Here is a 21,876-nt window from a genome sequence, read left to right as displayed (position 1 = left end):
GGCACCTCTGATCGCAGCTTGCTGCCAGCACGCCTGGGTCCGGTCTGATGGGGCAAGGTGTGCGGCAGTTTCATCCGGCTACCAGATGGCAGCTAACGCAGTAAAGAATCATTTTCCCTCATGAATGTCATAGAGTTTTATCAGGATGCATTGAGCCAGCGTGGTTTCCAGGCTGACGAAGCACAAAGACGCGCAGTGGACCGCCTGCAGACTGCCTATGATGAATGGGTGGAATACAAAGGCAAGCGTGCGAATAAATTTACCCGCCTCATCACCCGCCCTGAAGTACCGCGTGGGGTGTATATGTGGGGTGGGGTCGGTCGTGGTAAATCGTTCTTGATGGACAGTTTTTACTCGGTCGTGCCGGTGGTGCGCAAAACCCGTCTGCATTTTCATGAATTCATGCGCGGTGTACACCGCCAACTGGATGAAATGAAAGGCGTAGCCGACCCGCTGGACGAGGTGGCGCGCAGGATCGCCAAAAAATATCGGCTGATTTGCTTTGACGAATTTCATGTATCAGATGTGGCCGATGCCATGCTCTTGTATAACCTGCTGAAGGCGCTGTTTGACAATGGGGTATCCTTTGTCATGACATCCAATTACCAGCCAGATACCCTGTATCCTGAAGGCTTGCACCGCGATCGCATGTTGCCGACGATTGCCTTGCTGAAAGAAAAACTGGATATCCTGAATGTGGATTCCGGCAATGATTATCGCAAGCGTGCGATGGAACAGGTGCAGGCTTACCTGACCCCGCTGAATGCGGCAAATGACCGTTCCTTGCGTGATATGTTTGCGCGCATTGCAGAAACCCATGATGAAGATCCGCGCGTTGATATCGAAGGGCGCAACCTGAAATCCTTGCGACGGGCCGGCAGTGTCATCTGGTTTGACTTTGCCACCCTGTGCGGTGGGCCACGATCACAGAATGATTATCTCGAAATCGCCAGTCGTTTCCATACGGTCATTTTGTCTTCCATCCCGCGCATGTCGGCCGCCATGTCGTCCGAGGCGCGTCGTTTTACCTGGCTGATCGACGTCTTTTACGACAATAAAGTGAAGCTCATCATGTCGGCAGAAGTGATACCCGAGGAACTTTATACCAACGGTACCCTGTCCAATGAATTTCACAGAACCGTTTCACGTATCATAGAGATGCAGTCCAAGGAATACATGGATGCAGATCAGCGCCAACTTGCGGAGAGTATCACTTGAATAAAAACATACTGACTGTCTGTGTTGCCGCATTGCTTCAACTGGCGCTGACCAGCCCCGCAATGGCTATCCCCGACAGCAATGAATTGTCGGCGATTGCCGGATTGACGACTACCCTCGATCAAAAATATGCACCTGGCAGCATTGCGACTGGCGAGGTGGCAGATATAGCCCTGAAAGAAGCCACGGTGGCACAGCAACGTTTGCAAAACTGGTATGAACAGGCGGACAAAGCCTGCCATAGTAAATTTTTTGTGAATGACTGCCTGGATGACACCAAGCAACAGCGTCGGCAATATATCGTCGTCTTGCAAAGAATCTCGCTGGAAGCCAAAGCCCTGCAACGTAAATTGCGCATAGAACAGCTGGACAGAGAATTGCTGCAAAGGCAGGCAAAACCTTGAAACGATGGGCACGCCTGTTGCCTGCCCATCGCATCCTGACAGATGGAAAGCAATCCGTCTGACCGCGCATCACGCTCACGAGATGGATGACACTTTCGTGCTGCTGCCGTGGCAAACCGGACGGTATCAGACAAATTTGCCATGCAATTTTGTAAGTAGTTGTAATGCATTTCATTCGCTTTCTCCACCTTTTTGCCCTTTGTTTGGCATCGGTTCTTCAGGTGTTTTTCTATTGAAACCACCAATTACATGCATAAAATAAATCGCAACACCGCGATTGCAACTCAAGTGCAAGTATTGCAAGTTTTTTGAATTTTCCTTACAGTCTGGCGATGGCGCTAAAAGCACAAAAGAAATAAGGGAATATTATGTGGTTTGTCGGGGGAATCATCGGTTTCATCATCGGCGTGGCAACGGGGTCTGGCCCCGTCATGCTGCTGTTTGCCGTACTGGGTGGCTTTGTCGGCCAGATGCTGGGCAGTTCCCGCAAAAAAAATCCCAAACCCTGGAGCGCAAGTGAAGCTGCGCAGGCGAAACCGGGACAGAGCAAACCTGAAGATCCGCTGGCAGAGATGCGCAGAAAAATGGCAGCGATGGAAAATCGCCTGCAAAATCTGGAGCATGAACTGGCCAGCCTGAAAGCTGGTACCGCCAGGAGTGGTGCTGATGCTGCTGCAGTTGCAGCCGCGACTTCGGTCATGCCGGAACAGGCATCCGGAATCGCTGCCTCAGCCATCCGTCCTTCGGATACCGGTATGGCGACAGCGCCGCCAGTCATCACCACGCCACCACCCTTACCATTCCCCCTGGCTGACGAGACCTTATCCATCGATGACGGTCTGACATTTGAACCGGCACCGGCCATGGCAGCGACCATCACTGGCAACGATGCGAATGCCAGCTTGCCTGCCAGGGATGAAGCCGCCTTCAAGCCAGTTGAGCTGACACCGGCAATGTCTGCACCAGTACCTCCGGTGGCGTCGCCAGCTATGCCAACTTCGGCGTCTCCTGTAGTGTCACCCGCAGTGACAACCGTCATACCAGCCGTTACGCCTGTACCTCCGGCCCCGGTCAAACCTGCGGTGGCAAAACGGCCTCCGCCACCACCACCCAAAAGCTTGCGTGAAAGTTTGCCTGCGCCGATTGCCAATCTGATTTTTGGTGGCAATACCCTGGTCAAGGCGGGTGTGCTGATCTTGTTCCTGGGCCTGGCTTTCCTGCTGCGTTATACCGCAGAGCGGGTAACGGTACCGGTGGAATTGCGTTATGCCGGTGTTGCGCTGGTCGGTGTCGTCCTGTTAAGCCTGGGCTGGTTGCTGCGTAACAAGCGGCGCGATTACGCCTTGATATTGCAGGGTATGGCGATAGGGGTGTTTTATCTGACGACCCTGTCCGCCATGAAAATGCATGGGCTGGTAACGCCAGAGGTAGGCTTTGGCTTCATGTTTGCCGTGTCAGTGTTAAGTGCTGCATTGGCCGTCTTGCAAAATGCGCCGATGCTGGCCATCGTCGCAGCGCTGGAAGGCTTTGTGACGCCGGTGCTGACCTCTACCGGCGAAAACCGGCCTATGGGCTTGTTCACCTATCTGGCGGTGCTGGATGTCGGTATTTTCCTGGTGGCCTGGTTCAATGCCTGGCGCATCCTGAACCTGATCGGTTTTGTCGGCACCTTTACCCTGGCTCTGGGCTGGGCAGATAAATTTTATACAGACAGTCAATATGGGCTGGTGCAGCCTTTCCTGCTGTTCTTCTTTGTCCTGTTTGCCTTGATAGGCTTGCTGTTTGCGCGTCGTACGCTGAAAGAAACTGAAAACCAGGAAGGCCCGCTGGCCACTCTGAAACGGGTGGGCAGGGTGGATAGCGCACTGGTGTTTGGTAACCCGGTCACGGCGTTTGGCATGCAGTACATGCTGGTCAAGCATACCGAATATGGGGCTGCATTTTCTGCACTGGCAGTTGGTTTCTTTTATCTGCTGCTGGCCAGGTTTGTGTTTTCCAGGCAGAAGCAGGGTCTGGCCTTGCTGGCCGAGGCCTATGTCATCGTGGCCGCCATTTTTGGTACTTTGGCGATTCCGCTGGGCCTGGAAGGCACCTGGACCGGCGCTGCCTGGGCGGTAGAGGGGGCGGGCATGTACTGGCTGGGCTGGCGCCAGCAAAGACCGTATGCCCGGGCATTTGCCTATGTCGTATTGGTGGGGGCCAGCTACAAGCTGTTAAATGGCATTTACCTGAATCCTGATCTGACCGGACCTTTGTGGCAGGGACCATGGCTGGGGCCGGTGCTGCTTGCCGTCAGCGTGTTTGTGGTCTGGAATTTGCACCGGCGTGCCGACAGCCAGACTGTTTCAAGCTGGGAAGAAGTGCCAAACCGCTTCTTGCCGTGGCTGGGTGTGGCGGCGATTGCCCTGTTGCCGTGGATGCTGCTGGTGCCGCAGTATGCCGCGGCGGCACTGGCAGTGCTGGCCTTGCTGGTATCGGCAGTGGTGCGACGTTTTGGCTTGCAAGTCTTTGCGCCAGTGGCGGCTGCCTTGCAGGCGACGGCCCTGGTGGCTTTCCTGTTTACCCTGCACGCAGCAACGGCAGCCACTGGTGCCAATAGCGCCAATAGTGTCAATAGCACCGCAGCATTGGCAGATGGCTGGAATGGCATGCTGGCAGCTCTGATCATTGCGGCCAGTATCCTGTTCACTGCTGGTCGTGCGATGCGCGAAACCAAGCAAAAGGCGCAAGAGCAGGGCAGGCCACCGGCCTGGTCGTATGTGAATAACCTGGCGGTTGTCAGTGGTTGCGCCTTGCTGCATCTGGCGATGTTGTTTGCGATAGACCTGCAACAGGCTGCATTGATCTGGCCACTGACATCCTGCCTGTTGCTATGGGCAGGCTTGCGCATGTCGCATACTGCGCTGGCCGGTCTGGCTGCGGCTCTGCAGGTGATTTCTGCTGTACTGTATGGCGTTGAAATTGATCATTATCATGGCCGTGCATTTGCTCATTTGGGCTTCCTGATTCCTTTGTCGCTGGCAATTGCTGCCTGGTTCAGTGCAGATCGCGTACGTGCCGAGGCAGCCAGAATGCGCCAGGTCTTGCTGGAGCTGGGCAATACTGGCAATACTGGCAATACTGGCAATACTGGCAATACGGGAAATGCTGCGCGACCGCTGGCTTCTGTCTGGTTGAACCCCTGGTGTAACGGCAAATTGGCAACGGTGCTGCCTATCGTCTGGGGTCTGGGATGGTGGTTGTCGGCATGGTTCCCCGAAAGCCTGGATGTGCTGGAACACAATGCGCAAACGGTGTATGCAGCAACGGTGGCCGTGACTATTTCCATTCTCAGTTCTGTGTTGATGATTGCACTTGCCAAATGGCGACGCTGGCCGGCCATGGGTGGCGCGGCTATCGTGTTCCTGCCTTTGCTGATATTCAGCGCCCTGATAGGCGTGTCGGGATCGCAAACAGACTACCTGCCATCGGCGCATTTTGGCTGGCTGCTGTGGTCCCTGGCCCTGGCCTGGCATGTGCGTGCCCTGAAATGGCAGCAAGTATGGCTGGCAAGCTGGCCACGGCTGTTGAGCCTGACCCATATCGTTGGCTTCTGGTTTTTCCTGCTGTTGGCCGCAAGGGAAGGGCAGTTGCGCTTTGAACCGTTGGCCGATACCTGGTCGAGCTGGCCTTTGTTGGGATGGGTCCTGGTGCCTGTCCTGGTATTCTGGTTTATCGGTTCACGCGTCCTGGCAATCATCTGGCCTCTGAATACCTATCGTCGTGCCTATCTGGAGCTGGCTTGCGCACCGGTTGCCGTGTATTTGCTGGGCTGGTGCTGGCTGACGAATGCCGTTAGCGCCGGTGATGCCAGCCCTTTGCCTTATCTGCCTTTATTGAACCCGCTGGAACTGGGGCAGTGGCTGGTATTGCTGGCCTTGCTGCACTGGTGGCGTGCCCTGCCATCGGCTGCGGTTAAAACCGATGGCTTGCAGGTATCCAAGGTATTGGCAGCAGCAACTGCCCTGGCTTTATTGACAGGGATGGTTTTGCGTAGCTGCCACCATTTTGCCGGTGTGCCTTGGGATGCAGATGCCCTGTTTGCTTCTCGCCTGAGCCAGGCGGCGGTATCGATTACCTGGGCGGTGTGTGGTGTGGCAGTCATGCTGTTTGGCAATCGTCGCATGTCACGTGGCATCTGGATCGCCGGTGCAACTTTGCTGGGCGTGGTCGTGGTGAAACTGTTCCTGATCGAACTGGCGGATCGCGGTGGCCTGTATCGCATCGTATCCTTTATCGGCGTGGGTATCCTGTTGCTGGTGGTCGGGTATTTTGCACCGGTGCCTGTCAAGCCAAAAGCGGTCGGGCCAGAGCCTGAGGATGACACCGAATCCCGTCAGGAGCACACATGAACCCCAGGCGCGCAATGAAAATCAAGGCAGCTATGCTGGCAGCCGCTGCGTTACTGCACCTGTCGCCTGGGATTGCGGCGACGGTCGGTGTGCAGCAGGCTGCGATCAGCACCCAGGGCAGCGGCCCCTACTATCGCCTCAATCTGCCTGTGGGCATTTACCCCGGCAGTGTGCACCCGGACTTACATGATGTGCGGGTGCGCAATGCTGCCGGCGAGTTACTGTCATTTTCCTGGGTGGATACCGAAACTGAAACGGCAGAATTGCATAGCACCAAGGTGCCGTTGTTTCCACTTCCGGATGAACAAAGCCTTACCGTCAACACGGCCAACAGTTTCCGGAAAAATCCGGATGGTTCGCTGACGCAATTGTCTGAATGGAAGACGGGCAAGAAAAAAACTGTCCCCGTCTGGATTCTTGATGTCAGCCAAAGCAAGGGACAATTGTTGCAGGTCAGGCTGGAACTGGCTGCGCAAGTCAATGGCCTGTTTGGGTTCAGCCTGGAGGCCAGTGATGATTTGAAGAGCTGGCGTTTGATCAGTGCAGATGAGCAAGTCATACAATTGCAGCATCAAAATGCCACGGTGCAGAAACTGGAAATCAATCTGTATCATGCAACTGCACGTTATTTGCGCCTGCGCTGGCGTGATGCAGATCAAGCGCCAGAACTGCTTGCTGTCACTGTAGATAGTCAGCAGCAAAGCTATACGCCGCCGCCTTTGCAATGGAGTGCACTGATACAGCCCAAAGGCTGCAGCAATACCTATTGTGACTACCCGTTACCGGAAAAAACCCCGATAGACAGCCTGCGTTTGCAATTGAGTGAACCGAATACCCTGGCAACGGTGAGTGTATGGGGGCAGTTGCCTCCGGCCCAGGCGACATCTTCGTATCGACATCATCACAATCCGCTGTATCCATTGCATGTCTTGCGGCATCACAAACAGGTGACAGCACAGCAGACAGATCGCGAAGTCTGGCTCAACGAGACACTGGCTTATCGCCTGAGCCTGCCAAATGGTGAAGCAAAATCGCCAGACCTGTTGATGGATGGTGCAAGTTATAAAGGTTTGCGACTGCAGACTACAGGTCCGCTTAGTTCTTTGGGTAAGCCACCGCCTGGACTACAAATCGCCAGCCTGCCGCGCAGCCTGGTATTTTTGGCGCGAGGAAAAGGCCCCTATATACTCGAATGGGGTGTGGAAGCAAAAGACGGCGCCGCCTTGCCCCTGCACACCTTGATGCCAAACCTGAAAATAGCACAATTGATCAAGGCGGATGACGCCAGCGTAGAGATTGCCAGCCAGCCTGTGATTGGCGAAACTGAAAAATTTGCAACGGCACCAGTCACGGCCCCGGCCAAAGAACACAAACCCTGGCTATGGGCCGCGCTGGCCGCTGGCCTTGTGATTTTGGGGGCGATGGTCTGGTCTTTGCTAAAAAGCATGTCTATCCAGAAAGAAGATACAAAAAAAGATACGACAGAAGCTAAGTAAAACAAACTCGCCGCCCATTGCCTGGATGAGGCCATCCAGGCGGCGGTGTGGTACTGACGATCACGAAGCGCTGATATTTTTTTTTTGAAGGACGGGTGCCTGTATTTTTTGTTCAAAATGCGCCTATTCAGCCTTTGAAAATTTTAAATAATGACAGGTAATTCAAGTAATAATCCACCGCTAAAATGGTCCACCCGACGATGTCATTGAGCGTCACGGACATGGTCACATTGCGCAATGTAAGGGATCGCGAAATCGATCACCTGCGCCGCTGCATAAGCACTTACGTGCTTAGAACGACATTGCCCTCACTCTCCGCACTCTCCGTGATCCTGTTCGGGCTGGTTGCGCTGCCGGTGGAAACGCGGGCTGAAGATCCAGCCAGCCCGACAGTGACGGTGACAGGCAAGAAAGAGCCGGTTGTCAAAAAGCTTGATAAGACTGTGTATGACGTTTCCAGCATGCCAAGGGCTGCAAATGGTACTGCGCAAGATGTTTTGCAGGCTACACCTACTGTGTCGGTGACGGCCGACGGGCAAATCTCGGTCAAGGGAAATTCCCAGGTGACGATTCTGGTTGACGGCAAGCCGACGGCGATGATGTCAGGTGATGAACGAGTGGTGGCGCTACAGACCATGAGCGGTGCCGACATCGCCAGCATAGAAGTCATCACGAATCCGTCCGCCGCCTATAATGCGAATGGCGGGGCGATCCTGAATATCGTGTTGAAGCGAAACCGCAAGCCTGGCGCACGTGCGCAGATACAGGGCAGCGCTGCGGACCAGGGCCTCTGGAATGTTGGCATGTCAGGCGATGTGACCGGAAACGATATAAGCGTGCATGGCAACCTGGCGTTCCGTCACGATGGCACGCTGAAATTTCGCCAGTCAGCAGTCGACTGGAATAATTCTATTGGTAGCCAGGGCGGACAAACACTGCAGACTTCGGAAGTGTTCGTCCGTCGCATCGTCGAAAGCGCCGCATTCGGCGTCGATTATGCCTTAAGCGACATGGATAGCCTCAGCCTGTCGACGCGATATAATAATCGGCGGTCGCGTCCGCTGTTCGACGTGCTCAACCAGAACCGTACGGGCGCTGCCGAGACCATCTATCATCGTATCTCCTACGGCCCCAACCAGCAGTCCGATGACAGCGCCAGCCTGAGTTACAGCCACCAGGACAATGGGTCGGCGCTGAAGGCCATGGTTCAGCGCAGCGATACAATCGGCCTGATCGACAAGTCTTATAGTGATGTGTTTGTCGAACCGGTGCGCGCCACCGCTTATAGTCATGGCGCTACCAGGTCGACGCGCCACCTTAATCAGGCCACCCTCGACTGGAGTCGCTCATCGGAACACGGCCAGTGGGGCATGGGTCTGGATATCCAGGACAAGGCGGACGACATCTACAACTACCAGGCGTCCGTCTATCCTGCGACAGGCACCGAAATACCTAATCCCGATACGACCAACGCTTACGCCGTGATGACCACGCTGAGCGCAGTCTATCTGACTGATAAGATCACGCATGGGAAATGGGAGCTGCTGCTGGGCGGACGGGCCGAGCGCATGGCGCTGAGGGTGAGTCCGGCAAAGGGCATCATGCAGACCGGGCAGTGGCAGGCATTCAATCCAAGCCTTCACCTGAAATATGCCGCCAGCGACCAAGCCGACCTGACGCTCAGCTTTCGCCGCAGTCTGCAGATGCCCGATCCGCGCGACCTCAATCCTTTCACCACCTATGTCGATGCGCAAAACCTGAGCCGTGGCAACCCCGGCCTCAAACCGCAGATACTGAACTCGTGGGAGCTTGGCACGAATGTGGACGCCCAGCACCTGACTAGCGATCTTGCTGTCTTCTACCGTAGCAGTCGCGATACAGTCACCGATGCGCGCAGTTTTGACACCGACAACGTGCTTGTCACCTCGAAGCAGAATGGTGGGCAGGCCCGCTCGGCCGGCATAACAGGCTCTCTCGATTGGACGCCTGAAGGGACCCTGCGTTTGGGCATGGACGCTGGCATCTATCGCGTACTGCTTGATACCCCCGATCTGTATAGCCTTGTGCACCAGGATAGCATTTCGGGCTATATGAATCTCAGAGCAGCTTACAGCTTCGGACACAACGACCTGTCGTTGAATGCAAATTGCCAGTCGGCAGGAATCACACCGCTAGGCCACTATGGGCCAACCAGCAATGTCAACCTGACCTGGAAGCACCAACTGAACCAGACGCTCAGCTTGACGGTCAACGCCAACGATGTTTTCGATGGCAGCAAGCGCAGCTATCGGACAGACACGAGCACTTTCCGTCAGACTGGATACGATCATTTCGTCGCACGGCGCATCTATGTGGGTTTTGTAAAAAAGATCGAGTGACTTAGAGAATTGAATGCGCGGCGAGCACGGCACACCAATATCGTGTTGCCTTATGGGGATCTCGGTGTATAGGTGAGAACGGTGGGGGATTGGCGGAAGAACAGCGGAAGAACTATTAGGACTTACGCAAAACTGTCCCAGCAAGGCGTGGCGACGAAGACAGTACTTTAGTACGCGGCTCCTAGGAGAGGAGCCACAACGCAGCTGGGGCGGTTTTGCGTAAGTCCTGACTATAAAAAAAACTGCCAACGAGTGTGTAACATTCGTTGGCAGTTATTCCAATCAGTGCTTGCTCTAATTGTGCGAAGACACAATTACAGTGGACGGCACATGTTCCATGTATTCACAATGGTGGTTTCATTGTAAGCAGTGGCTGCTGGTGCGGCTGCCACAGGAACCAAAGGATTAGCCGCGCCGTTAATGCCGCGTGCATCTCCAATATTGTTTCCCTCTGCACCATCAATGATGGTGTCGATACCACGCGCTTGCTTGGTAGTCAGTCCCGAAGCACAAGCAGAAGCACCTGTAAAACCATAAGTGCCAACGGACACACCAATAAGGCCATTTGTTCCAGTTCTTGGTAGTGCGGCTACCCCAACGGCAGTTGGGTCACCGGTAATAAAACCGGATGCACGCAAAGCTTGCCAGAAACTTTGCTCTTCGCCCGCATTGGTAAACGCCTGTGCAGGAGCGATTGTGAGCACATTATCGGCGTTGCCGCCGACAGTGGTGGCCCAACCCCGGCCAGTCATCGTAGCCAATAATTCATCTCCCGGGATAGCGTGAAAACGGTCAACATAGCTATTGTATGCAGCTGAAACGCCACGCAAATCAGCGGCAACCGATTTGATTCGGGAATTCTCTATCATCTCCTGGCCTTTTAAAACACCACCAAGCAACAAGCCGATAATGACAAGAACAACAGCAATTTCAACCAAAGTAAAACCAGATTGATTATATTTAATAGATTTCATACGTTCTCTCAAAAAAAGAAATGAAGATAATTTGAGGGTAACTTACCACAGTTCAACTATTTCACAAGATGTCTAATTTATTTACATATAGCAATGTCTTGATTGCAGGCATTATTTTGCAACATGAACTAAAAATTGTAATTGACCTGTTTCCGATTGCCCCACGCTGATTACTCCATTGCAAATTCGCAACATTTGTTTGGTTTGATACAGCCCTATACCGAGGCCAGCTGGGTCACTGCTCCAAAAGGGCTCAAACAAACGCTCAAAATGACTTACTGGAGGCGTGTTATCGGCTGAAATATTGATTTTTATATCAGACTCATTATCTTGAATGGTAATAAAAACATGTGGTTTGACTTCTGCTTCACGCAGATTGATATCGTGGTAATTTTTTAAAATATTGTCTAGCGCACCGTCCAGCGTATTTTCTGGCACGCTAATTTGTGCGTTACCAGTGATAGTGCAATCAAGGTGATATAGCTTGCATATTTGAGATAGTTCTTCCTGTAATTGCATCTGACGTAAGGGATTTTCACGTGATTGCCCTATGGTGAGCGTCCGCACGATATGGTCGGCGCGATGCCGTATCAAAGGTGCGGCTGCACGTAAGTAATCAAGTATCTGTTGCTCTTTGCCAGCGGGTACGGTCGCGAGTTGATCGCTCATTAACTGAATAAACTGCGCAACATTTTTCATGTCGTGTTGCAGAAACAAGGTTAATTTCGACATTTGCGAAAACGTCGCATCGATTGTTCCTGCTTTGATCCACATATCTGTGCGCAAGAGAAGTAAAAAAGTCTCAATCAGCGCTTCGTCGAAATAGCGTCGTTCATTGTATTGGCTTTGCTGAAAATCAATGAACAGTTTCATTTCTCCGACTTCGATTTCCCTGTGGACGCTGGTGCCGCTGGTTTTGCCGGCGCTGCCTTCCATCGAGATACCAAACCAATCCAATTTCCAGGTAATGCCACGTACTCCCGATTGCGCAAGCACTGGCCAGGCATTTCGCAAGAAAACAGGCATGTCGAACTGAAGTTGCTCATTGAGGCGAATCAGTGCCAGACTAAGGCGGTTAGCGTTACGCGCCTGTAACCATAAATACAGCAGTACCGCCGCAATGGTGGTACCTGTCAAAATAAAAATTGGGTAGAGATGTTCAAGCATCGCGCTCAATACCAAATTTTTTCAGGAAATAGTAAATATTCTCTCGCTTGACACCCAAACGCTTGGCACTTTGATTGACGTTGAACCCGGTTTCTTTCAGGATTTGTCGGACTAATCTTTCTTCCGCATCGGTTCGCACACCCTTTAAACCATCTCCTATCTGGGCGTTGATGGCAATCCGGGTAATACCTTGTTGGTTCAATTCACGTTCTTTCTGCAAGAACAGTAAGGCGCGTCGCACGGCGTGCAAGATGGTATCTGCCTTGGCCGGTTTGGCGATGAAATCAAAGGCACCTTCTCTAATGGCTTCCAGGGCTGCGGCATCTTGATCTTGCCCCGTCAGTACGATCACTTTCACTGGCAGTATCGCTTCTTGAATTGCTTTCAGGGTAGCGATGCCTTCGGTAATATTGTGCATATCTGGTGGCAAGCCCAAGTCGAGAATCACCACGGTAATTCCTGGATCGGCATGCAATTTTTCTAGCCCTGCTGAACGTGATTGCGCCTCACTGACGATAAAATCCTGCATGGTGAGAATCCCACGCAACATGATGCACAAGGCAGGATCATCTTCAATAATGAGAATATGTGCTTGAGTTGTCATGGGTTCATTTTTATTTTTTGTTCCAACTCTGTAAGGCGTTGCTCCAGGAAGCGGTACTCATACTTATCAGTAATTTGCCCACTTTGCAGCAGGCCCCCAAGCAGGATTTTGGCGCTTTGCAATTCATTCATGTCTTCCAGTAAGAATATTTCCATTTGCTTGGCCCAGCCAGGCACATCGCTACTGGTTGCATGCAGTAATATCGCATGCGCGTACTTGCGTGCCAACGGCATGTCATGTAGCCGATGTCTGGCGAGTAAAACAGCATGTGTCATTGACTTCCAGCGGCGATTGGGGTCGACCAGAAACTGCCGGTATACAAAATCCAGCATCCTGCGCTGTTTGTTTTCATCCGAAATTTCGCCATAAAGTCGACTGGCAGCAAACAGGGGATATTGCCCAGCAGGATCTAGCTCCAGAATCCGGGTAAGCCACGTTTCTAGTTTAATGTAGTCAAGTTGCTGAAACGAGAGATTGTGTCCGGCCTGATTGTCAAAAGCTTGCAGATACAGCATCATGCCCTTTGCCATAGCAATCGGCTCACCAAAGCTGCTTATTTTTAGCGTGGATAAAGATGGTGCAGGCATCAAATCTTCAGCTTTGGCGATGTGTGGTGGCTGCGCTAAAAACCAGGAAATTTGTACAAAAAAGCTCAATGCTAATAGTAAGAGTACTGGTTTGGGTACCGCAGAGATGGGACGCTCGCGCATGATCAGATATTCTTGCGATAAAAATCAAACAGTGCGGCAGAACTTGCCAAGGCAAGAAAAATCAGGCTTTGCACCAGCAGAGTGGATAATTCTGACCAATTTCCTGTCTGATAAACCAACCATTCGGTACGCGTAAATGTATCCAAATGTGGTAACACAGCCGACAGGCTATTGATCAAAAAGGCAATAGCCTGTTGGGATGTCGAATGCGTGCTCAAGGAATCCTGTCCTATCAACTTGATGGCAGAAATGACGCGAGACAGCAGGTAAAATCCCATGACTATGCTTAAGGCCGCGATAGTTTGCCTGAAGCTTAACACGCATAGCAGGCTAAACGCGGCCACAATCCACAGCTCGCAAATTAATGAAATTGTCCAAAAAACGGTTTGAGGTAATGCAGTAAAAAACATGGTCAGCAAGCCAAATGGCAGCGCAGCAATCACAGCAAGTGCCGCGAAGCCAAGTAATTTGCCGCATAGGTAAGCTGTCCGCGAGAGCGGTAATGCCAACAGCAACTCCAAAACTTTATCGTTGATCTCTCGTACCATGCTGCTTACTACAAAGGTGGCGAGCAAGAATACAGCGGAAATGCGCAAAAATGCTGCCATTAATGCAATTTGGATTTGACTGCTTTCGGTTAAGGCAAGCTCTTTCAGGAATCCGCTCAAACCAATGCCCGTAAGAGCAACCAGCAAAAGCAACCAGGTCAAGTGATTGCTTAATGCTTCCAGTAAGGTGTAAAAGGCGATGCTGCGGACTTGTCGGTGCATAAGATCAGTGCTGAAGTTACGTAAATAAGGCACGTAAATAGGGTAAGTAAATAAGTTAGATTAACAATTAATGGGCTAAAAAACCTGGTTTTTGACAGAGTTGGGCGGGGAGGGGCTTCTATTCTCAAATGTTTTAATATTACCTGCTAAAATCGTTTTTACCAACGTAGCTGGGAGCAGGCAAGGATGTACAGAATTTCCCCTCAATCCTGTCGTGGATTCACGATTATCGAAATGGCAGTGGTATTGCTGATCGCCAGTTTAGTGCTAGTGATGGCTATAAACCTGACTGGCAGCATGCGTGACACCCAAAACCGGCTGTTGGTACAAACCAAATTGAGCACACTTGATACTGCAATTGCGAATTATGTAGCGATCAACAAACGACTCCCATGCCCCGCGAATGGCACCATTGCGAGCGGTGCCCTGAATGCTGGCGTAGAGGCACCATCGCCGGCAACGGGCACTTGCAATCCCGCAGCACAGACGTATGGTGTTATTCCCTGGGTGACGCTAGGCCTGACAGAAGAAGATGCAACCGACCCCTGGTTCGCCAGAATGACCTACAGAGTTGATCCGGCTTTGACCCAAATCATACCTTTGTTGATGGATATGAGCAATTGCGACCCGGCTGCAACCGGACTAGCTGGCGCTGGGGGCAACTGCCTGGTACCCGTAGCGCCATGTACGGCAAGTGCCGCATGTACATCAGCTTCCAGTTTCCTGAATGGTAAAGGGCTTGATGTCTGGGATGGAAAAAATGGTGCTGCCGGGTGGGCGTCACGCCAGAATAATCGTGGCGCAGGAACGGGTGCAGCTTACGTCATTATTTCTCATGGTGCGACGGGTGCCGGTGCCTACAATAAAAACGGCGCAGCCGGACCATTATTTGCCACTCAGCAGGGCTCTATCTCGATTCCGAATCCTGTTCCACCTCCTGCAACACTGGTTGCTGGTAATGATGAGATTCCCAATATGAATGGGCAAAGTATTGCACTTCCTTCTGCCCAGTTAAGCACTTACAGGGATGCACCACTAAACGACATTAAAACCCAGGCGCATTTCGACGATTATCTAAGTCATCCCACCATCATGTACGTATTAAATAAGGCAAATCTTGGACCGCGCGTACATTAAGCATCAGCGAGGCATGGCGTTGATGGTCTTTGTTTGCATAGTGATGATTGCTGCGATAGGTATTTTTGCGAAATGGACCTTGCAGCAAACGGAACGTCAACTCAGCAACCAAACTGCTGTCAACGCGACTTTGAAAAAAATTGACATTGCTTTGGCTAACTTTGTCGCTCAAAACAAACGTCTTCCGTGCCCGGCAGATGGAAGTATCGCCAGTGGCTTACCAAACGCGGGAATCGAAAGTCCATATCCTGCTGCTGCGCTTTGCGCACCGGCGACCCAGGCCAAGGGTGTCGTACCTTGGGTAACATTGGGAATTTCTGAAAGCGAAGCCACCGACCCCTGGAATGGGCGGATTACCTATCGTGTACAAGCTGCTTTAGCCAACTCAGTAACCAAACTCATGAATATGAGCTGGTGTGACCCTGCCGGCACCACGACTGGTGCGTCGGGTTTAGCACTTGCCTGCACTGCGGCATGCAGTGGCACGGCGTGTATGCATCCTTTGAATTTTCTGTATTCCAAAGGATTGCAAGTTCAGGACGGATTGGGGGGCTGGTTGAATCAACCTGCGCCACCGTGGGCAGCAGTCCCGCCGCCACCGAATTCTAGTGGGGCGGCCTATGTGTTGATTTCACATGGACCAACTGGGGCGGGTGCCTACAACAAGAGTGGAAATATTCAGCCAGGTTCAGCGGTCGTCGGTACGAATGAAATGGCCAACCGGAATAACCAGGCACTGACCGGCGCGACGATTTTTATCGACGCCAAGCCTGACAATACATTGACAGCCAGCCATTTTGACGACTATTTGAGTCACCCAACAATTTCTACCGTGTTGACCAATGCCAGCCTGGGCCCACGTTCTCCGCACTAGATCAATAAGCTCTAAATAAACACACCCTGGATCAACGCGCCCAAATTTATTTAGGCATCAGTCTGCGGCTTTTTGTTGTGCCGGAGGGCGTATAGGTGCATAGACCTCAACAATCTTGCCTGTACTCTTGTCAAAGGTCTGTCCAACTTTTAGATTCAATGGTTTTCCTGGTGATGGGGTGAGTGACACGACAGGTGTTTTTGAGCGCTGCTGCCACACGTGGATGACTTGAGATTTTTCGTGTTCGTTTTGCGGTACTTGATTGATCCAGACGGTATTCTTGCCGCTGCTACGTGTGACATATCCATCGAATGTGAATTGTTCGACAGGTGGTACTTTAGGTTCAGGGATGGAACTGGTAGGAGCTTCACTCTCCAGAATTTTCTTGGGTTCGCCGTGTTCCCGCAATTGATCAAGTTGGCCCCGTTCTGCCGGAGTCAAAAAAAGGCGTCCAATCGATGTAGGCTCTGCTGCCATGCAAAGAGATGGTATTGATTGAATGCTTAACACAAATAACAATGCGCGCATCATTGGCTTTCCTTACTGGCTGGCACGGGACGGCCCATGGTTATCCAATACAATGTGCATTCAGCCTCCAAGCGTGCCGATAGTAGCTTGTCTTTGGCAGCTTCGATAGCTTTTAGCGAGCATGCCTGGGGGCTGAGGATACCTTTGGCACTCAAATCAGTAAGAAAGGTGAGCATATCTAATTCATGCAGCAATCCCATTTTTACCACTAGCTTACTTCCGCGCAACTCCAGTTCTCCTATCGATATTGATGGGTCAAGCTGGAAATTTTTTTGAGGGAAAATTTCGTAAGCAATGGGTAATAATTTGCGGCTTTCCTGTATGGAATGCACATATTCAATGATATCCAATCGGTTTTCATCGCCAACGAATCCTCTTCGCATCAGTTGGACATAACGAGGCTGAAATTCGCGAATGTCATTTTTCTCATTGACTGCAAGCGTGTATTTTCCTTGTGCCTGATCAAGCTCAGTCTGTGCCTGCAAATTAATTGCTTCTTGCTTTAATAATACTAACTGACTCCCGCCTACCAGTATCAATGCAATGACTATGCATATGCCGAGCTTGATGCTTGCTTTACGTATGACGGGGAAATCATCTCGAAAGAAAGAATGCGCTACAGCGGCATCTTTTGGGGAAGTGGAAGCCGGGCTGGGTTTTGCAGGAATAGGATTTTTCTGAGCCATTTTAAGGTTTCCAAACTAATTTCAGGTTGAACCGTGGCTTCATTAAGTCTGCATCATTCCCGGCTTGGCTGTCCAATTTTACTGTTGGCCGCAGATCAATCGGGGGTTTTGTTATTTCGACCTGCATATGTGCATTTTTCTGTAACTCACGGGTCAACTGATTGACACTGTCAAGTGCAGTCCGGTAGTCATTTTTGAATGGGACAACTTCTCCTTCCAGCGTCAGTATTTCAATTGGCCTGTTGGGGATGCCAATCAGCTTAGCCACTAATGGCGTCGATTCTGTGCTTGCCACCGGTACCGCCGCAGCATCCGTTTGGGCGTCATTGGCACTGCTGACTTGCCAGTTGATTTGATGAATTTTGATCTGTGGCAGCGTGTCCAGAGCCTTGCCAAGCTGCGCTAACATGGAAGTGGGTGTCGGTGTGTTGTTTGTAATCATGCCTGCTACTTCAACTGCAGTCTTCATGTCCTGTGGACTAGCCAAGGTCACTTTGGTACTGCTCGCGGTAGCCTGATGCTTTGCAAGAATCTGCTGCGTATCCAATTGCGCTTTTTGCGCTTGATTGCTCGCATGAAATGCATTGTAGCCATTCGCAAATGTCCAGACTACCGCGCCTGTTACCGTCACAGCGCTCAGTAAGTCCAGGTTTCCGCGCGTTTTTGATAAATTGTGAAATTTTGCCTGTTCAAGCGTGGTGTAGTGGCTGGGTATGCGCTGACTGGCGAGGGTTGATAAAAATAGTGGCTCACAAAGAGTAATATCCACCATTTTTTTCAAATCAAATATGTGCCGTGCTTCGTTCAGGTCAATCAGTCGATGTCGCATGCCATCCACATCCGGACACAATGGATGCAGGTATGAAATGATTTCGCTATTTGCAATAACCACTACGTTGATTGCATCGCCACGTAATATGAGGCGCGTACTTGCCAGGAATTGTGTGGTCTTGGCTATTTCTGATTTGGCAAATTCAGCAACCGATTCCGAGCTCCAGGCAGTTTCAGGAGCCAATCGACTAAAACGAAGATAACCCTCGTGAAAATAACTTTGTCGCAAACCACTGGATTGGTGAGTAATCAGTAAGGTAGGCTCAGTGCCAAAGTGCAGTTTTTTGAAAAATAGAGGACTTAACAGCGCGACAGAATAAATTCCAGCCACATCTATTTTTTTAGCGTGCAGTTGTTCTAACCAAGGTTTAATCAAGATGGGATTAGTCAATGCACTGAACAGCATTTGATCATCTTTTCGCCCTTCATGCGCACGCCCTTGATGACTGGCTTTGTGAAACGGCGTATCACGATACAGCGTATTCAGGCGTCGCTGTATCAGGCTATTCCTGGCGCGACCAAACACATGAGGAATATTTTCTCGTTGAAAATCTTCCTCTACAAGGTCGGTCAACAGATAGGCAGGGATGTCACGGTGCAGTTCCAGGTATTCTGAAAATGCCAGCCAGCCGCTGGCATAGTTGCTAAATGTTTTTTCGGTAGAAAATACGTCCTTATCCCAAACTGTTGCAACAAGTTGGTTGTTGGTGAGGTAGAGCAGATGCTTAGCCAAAATTGTCCTTTTACAGCTAGTGTTAGGTTTTCATTTTGCTAATGGTGTCGTAGATGGGGCCCATCACCGACATCATGATCCAACCCAGCAGAAGCCCCAGTACGACAGTCATTACAGGTTCGATCATTGCCTGGACTTTTTCTATCATCTCTTTGATGTCACGATTATAAAAATAACTGACGTTACGCAAAGCAATATCGAGTGAGCCTGTAGCTTCACCAATCTTGAGCATGCTGATCACCAAGGGTGGGAAAATACCTATACTCTGAAATGCCCCGGTCACACTCTGTCCCTCAGATATTAATACTCCCGCACGACGCAAGCCTTGAGCGATAACTTCGTTGCTGACGATATCTTCAGATAATCGAATGCAATCCAAAATGGTGATGCCTGACTCATACATCAAGGCAAAAAAAGTAACGAAGCGTGAAAGTATGATTTTATGTAAAACCGGCCCAATCAGCCAAATACGCAATTTGTATCCATCTGCCATATAACGAGCGGCAGGGCTTCTTTTTAACAGCATGATACCGAAAACCCAGATCAGCACAGGAGCCGTCAATGCGATATACCAATAATTGATAAACAGTCCCGACACAAATATCAGTAGCTTGGTGTGCATGGGAAGTTCCTGTCCCATGTTCTTGATAAATCCGGTTAATTGCGGTACCAGATAAATCATGAGAAAAAAGGTTACCCCAGTCACTATCGCGCCGACAAATATCGGATACATGATGATTTTTTTTGTTTGCGCTGTGAGTTCGTCTTGCCACTTAAGGCTTTCACCTAAACTCTTAAAGACGTCCGATATTTTCCCGGTCTGTTCTCCAGTGGTGATCAGGCTGGTGAATGTTTTGCTGAAAATTTTCGGATAGCGGGCCATCGCTTCTGATAAGGGAGAGCCACCTTCAATATTTTCGATGAGGTCGGCTACTATGCCTCGAAAATTCCTGTTTTCAGTACTGTCATGAAGATCCGTAAGACCTTCCAAAATGGGGACGCCAGCAGAAGTCATTTGCTCCATATGGAAGCAAAAATTAATCAAATCTTTTCTTGAAATTTTAACGCGGCCAAATGAAAAATTTTTCTCTGTCTTTTCTTTGAAGTCAATCAGATCCAAATCCATGCGTTTCAAACGCAGTTCCAACTCCATCAGATTAGCTGCATCCATCTTGCCGCGAATTTTCTTTCCATCGGGATCAACGGACAGATAGGCGTAGAGAGTCATTAACTTAACCTGTCTGTTAAATCGACTATGCGGGAGATTTCGTCAAGTGTAGTTATTCCTTCAAGTACGCGACGTACGGCATCTTCTGCTATGGGGCGAAAGCCGCTTGCAATTGCAGCACTGCGTATTTCACGCGCAGTGGCACGGCGGGCAATCAGGTCGTCAAGTTCGCCGTGAATTTTCAAGATCTCCATGATGGCGAGACGACCTTTGTAACCTTGATGATCACATTTGCTGCAGCTGGCCGCCCGAAAAATCATGACGGGCGGCGTACCTGGTTGAATGCCAAGCAGCATGCGCTCAGTTTCGTCAGCAGCAACTTTTTCCTTACAGTGCGGGCATAACTTGCGAGCCAGCCTTTGTGCGACTACGCCAATAATATTGCCAGCCATCAGATCAGGCAGTATTCCTATATCCAGCAAACGCGAGATTGAGCCTATGGCAGAATTGGTATGCAAAGTTGAATATACCTGGTGACCCGTCATTGCGGCACTAAATGCCATTTCTGCAGTTTCTTTGTCCCGAATTTCACCGACCAATATAATATCCGGGTCCTGCCGCATCATGGAACGAATACCGCTGGCAAAGCCCATTTTTGCCGACTCGTTAACCGAGGTTTGCCGTATCATCATCATAGGGTATTCCACCGGGTCTTCGAGTGTCATGATGTTGACGGAATCGGTATTGACGTGATTCAGTATCGAATACAAAGTCGTTGTCTTGCCGCTTCCAGTTGGGCCAGTGACCAGAATAATGCCTTCAGGTCGGGCGATCATCAATTTGAGTAGCATCAAGGCGTCGTCTTCAAGGCCAAGGCCATCCAAAGGCACCAGGCTTTTTTGCCGGTCAAGAATACGCAAGACGAAGTTTTCGCCATGGGTAGTCGGTTGTGCCGCAGCACGAAAATCGATTTGACGTCCTGAAAAATTAATTGAAATCCTGCCGTCCTGGGGGGCACGAGTCTCGGCAATATTCATGTTACTCATGACCTTTAAGCGCACCACCATCGCTGGCCAGTAAGTCTTATGCAAGCTACGAATTTGACGCAAGATACCGTCGATACGATAACGTATGCGAAGAAAAAATTCTTCTGGCTCGAAGTGGATATCGGAAGCATTTTTTTGTACCGCATCTGCCAGAATCGCGTCCATCAAGCGCACTAGCGGTTGACTATATTCGTTTGATACAGTTTGCAAACTTTTATAATTGATTTCCCCTGTCTCTATTTCTTGCAAAATACCGTCAATCGATAACTCCAGACCATAGTATTGGTCGATAGCTTTCATAATTTCAGATTCGCTGGCGAGCATCGGTATGACATTGATGTCTTTGCCTAACATTGCCTGAATTTGATCTATCGCCACAATATTCGCGGTATCCGCCATCGCGAGCATCAGACTGTACTGGTCTTTGTTATAAACCATAGGGAATACGTGATATCGCTTGGCAATATCTTTCGGAATTAACTTGATTGCGCTGGCATCAGCGACAATGCTGGCAAGGTCCGTACTTTGTTGATTCAGATTTTCACTTAAGGCTTCACGTACGGTAGCTTCAGTGACAAAACCTAAAGAGATAAATAACTTGCCGAGTGGACTGCCGTTATTTTTTTGCTCGATCAATGCAATACGCAATTGATCTTCGCTAATGACACCTTTCTGTATCAGAAGTTTGCCTAAGGGAAGTTTTGGTTTATTGGCCATTGATCAATATTGATTTTTGCTGGTTACTAAAAGCTGCAAATTTG

At 50.5% G+C, this 21,876-nt stretch carries 17 protein-coding genes and 1 pseudogene; 8 read left to right on the top strand and 10 right to left on the bottom strand.

Annotated features, from left to right (window positions below):
* Positions 1–120: 120 nt before the first annotated feature.
* The 5 genes from zapE to ACO0K9_RS16395 all read left to right on the top strand — a co-directional run bounded on the left by zapE (position 121) and on the right by ACO0K9_RS16395 (position 9,887).
* Positions 121–1,218: a cell division protein ZapE gene (zapE, locus tag ACO0K9_RS16415; protein ID WP_422986797.1), complete on the top strand. Its 1,098-nt coding sequence runs from the start codon at positions 121–123 to the stop codon at positions 1,216–1,218.
* Positions 1,215–1,622: a hypothetical protein gene (locus ACO0K9_RS16410; RefSeq protein WP_422986795.1), complete on the top strand. Its 408-nt coding sequence runs from the start codon at positions 1,215–1,217 to the stop codon at positions 1,620–1,622. The genes zapE and ACO0K9_RS16410 overlap by 4 nt, the downstream gene beginning before the upstream one ends.
* Positions 1,623–1,990: 368 nt before the next feature.
* Positions 1,991–6,013: a DUF2339 domain-containing protein gene (locus ACO0K9_RS16405; protein ID WP_422986793.1), complete on the top strand. Its 4,023-nt coding sequence runs from the start codon at positions 1,991–1,993 to the stop codon at positions 6,011–6,013.
* The gene (locus ACO0K9_RS16400) at positions 6,010–7,509 is read left to right on the top strand and encodes a DUF3999 domain-containing protein (RefSeq protein WP_422986791.1); all 1,500 of its coding nucleotides are present in this window, start codon (positions 6,010–6,012) and stop codon (positions 7,507–7,509) included. The genes ACO0K9_RS16405 and ACO0K9_RS16400 overlap by 4 nt, the downstream gene beginning before the upstream one ends.
* A gap of 185 nt (positions 7,510–7,694) precedes the next feature.
* Positions 7,695–9,887 carry a TonB-dependent receptor plug domain-containing protein gene (locus ACO0K9_RS16395; protein ID WP_422986789.1) on the top strand — a complete coding sequence of 731 codons (2,193 nt, stop codon included), beginning with the start codon at positions 7,695–7,697 and terminating at the stop codon, positions 9,885–9,887.
* 314 nt (positions 9,888–10,201) lie between these two features.
* Here ACO0K9_RS16395 and ACO0K9_RS16390 read toward each other — a convergent pair whose 3' ends face one another.
* From ACO0K9_RS16390 to ACO0K9_RS16370, 5 genes are all read right to left on the bottom strand, one after another.
* Complete coding sequence (locus ACO0K9_RS16390; protein WP_422986787.1) at positions 10,202–10,861, bottom strand: prepilin-type N-terminal cleavage/methylation domain-containing protein; 660 nt, start codon at positions 10,859–10,861, stop codon at positions 10,202–10,204.
* A 111-nt stretch (positions 10,862–10,972) separates the two neighbouring features.
* Positions 10,973–12,037, bottom strand: a complete 1,065-nt coding sequence (locus ACO0K9_RS16385) for a sensor histidine kinase (RefSeq protein ID WP_422986785.1) — start codon at positions 12,035–12,037, stop codon at positions 10,973–10,975.
* A complete protein-coding gene (locus ACO0K9_RS16380; protein WP_422986783.1) occupies positions 12,021–12,632 on the bottom strand; it encodes a response regulator in 612 nt (203 codons plus the stop codon). Before ACO0K9_RS16380 ends, ACO0K9_RS16385 begins: the two co-directional genes overlap by 17 nt.
* A complete protein-coding gene (locus ACO0K9_RS16375; protein WP_422986781.1) occupies positions 12,629–13,342 on the bottom strand; it encodes a hypothetical protein in 714 nt (237 codons plus the stop codon). Before ACO0K9_RS16375 ends, ACO0K9_RS16380 begins: the two co-directional genes overlap by 4 nt.
* 2 nt (positions 13,343–13,344) lie before the next feature.
* Positions 13,345–14,112: an ABC transporter permease gene (locus tag ACO0K9_RS16370; RefSeq protein WP_422986779.1), complete on the bottom strand. Its 768-nt coding sequence runs from the start codon at positions 14,110–14,112 to the stop codon at positions 13,345–13,347.
* A 186-nt stretch (positions 14,113–14,298) separates the two neighbouring features.
* Here ACO0K9_RS16370 and ACO0K9_RS16365 point away from each other — a divergent pair.
* From ACO0K9_RS16365 to ACO0K9_RS16355, 3 genes and pseudogenes are all read left to right on the top strand, one after another.
* Positions 14,299–14,385: pseudogene (locus tag ACO0K9_RS16365) on the top strand (prepilin-type N-terminal cleavage/methylation domain-containing protein); the annotation flags it as partial.
* A 24-nt stretch (positions 14,386–14,409) separates the two neighbouring features.
* Complete coding sequence (locus tag ACO0K9_RS16360; RefSeq protein ID WP_422987001.1) at positions 14,410–15,249, top strand: hypothetical protein; 840 nt, start codon at positions 14,410–14,412, stop codon at positions 15,247–15,249.
* A 13-nt stretch (positions 15,250–15,262) separates the two neighbouring features.
* On the top strand, positions 15,263–16,123 hold the full coding sequence (locus tag ACO0K9_RS16355) for a hypothetical protein (protein ID WP_422986777.1): 861 nt from the start codon (positions 15,263–15,265) through the stop codon (positions 16,121–16,123).
* Between the two features lie 57 nt (positions 16,124–16,180).
* Here the strand turns inward: ACO0K9_RS16355 and ACO0K9_RS16350 are convergent, their stop codons facing one another.
* The 5 genes from ACO0K9_RS16350 to ACO0K9_RS16330 are packed head-to-tail and all read right to left on the bottom strand — an operon-like array spanning position 16,181 to position 21,832.
* The gene (locus tag ACO0K9_RS16350; RefSeq protein WP_422986775.1) at positions 16,181–16,651 is read right to left on the bottom strand and encodes a hypothetical protein; all 471 of its coding nucleotides are present in this window, start codon (positions 16,649–16,651) and stop codon (positions 16,181–16,183) included.
* Complete coding sequence (locus tag ACO0K9_RS16345; RefSeq protein ID WP_422986773.1) at positions 16,651–17,337, bottom strand: hypothetical protein; 687 nt, start codon at positions 17,335–17,337, stop codon at positions 16,651–16,653. The genes ACO0K9_RS16350 and ACO0K9_RS16345 overlap by 1 nt, the downstream gene beginning before the upstream one ends.
* A gap of 1 nt (position 17,338) precedes the next feature.
* Positions 17,339–18,901 (bottom strand): hypothetical protein, encoded by a 1,563-nt coding sequence (locus ACO0K9_RS16340; protein WP_422986771.1) that lies wholly within the window; start codon positions 18,899–18,901, stop codon positions 17,339–17,341.
* Between the two features lie 22 nt (positions 18,902–18,923).
* A complete protein-coding gene (locus tag ACO0K9_RS16335) occupies positions 18,924–20,129 on the bottom strand; it encodes a type II secretion system F family protein (RefSeq protein ID WP_422986769.1) in 1,206 nt (401 codons plus the stop codon).
* A complete protein-coding gene (locus ACO0K9_RS16330) occupies positions 20,129–21,832 on the bottom strand; it encodes a GspE/PulE family protein (protein ID WP_422986767.1) in 1,704 nt (567 codons plus the stop codon). Before ACO0K9_RS16330 ends, ACO0K9_RS16335 begins: the two co-directional genes overlap by 1 nt.
* Positions 21,833–21,876: the final 44 nt, after the last annotated feature.

The sequence above is a fragment of the Undibacterium sp. Ji50W genome, assembly GCF_049340445.1.
Classification (GTDB): Bacteria; Pseudomonadota; Gammaproteobacteria; order Burkholderiales; family Burkholderiaceae_D; genus Undibacterium.
Note: the sequence above shows the minus strand (reverse complement) of the source record. Positions and strands in the feature narration are given on the sequence as shown.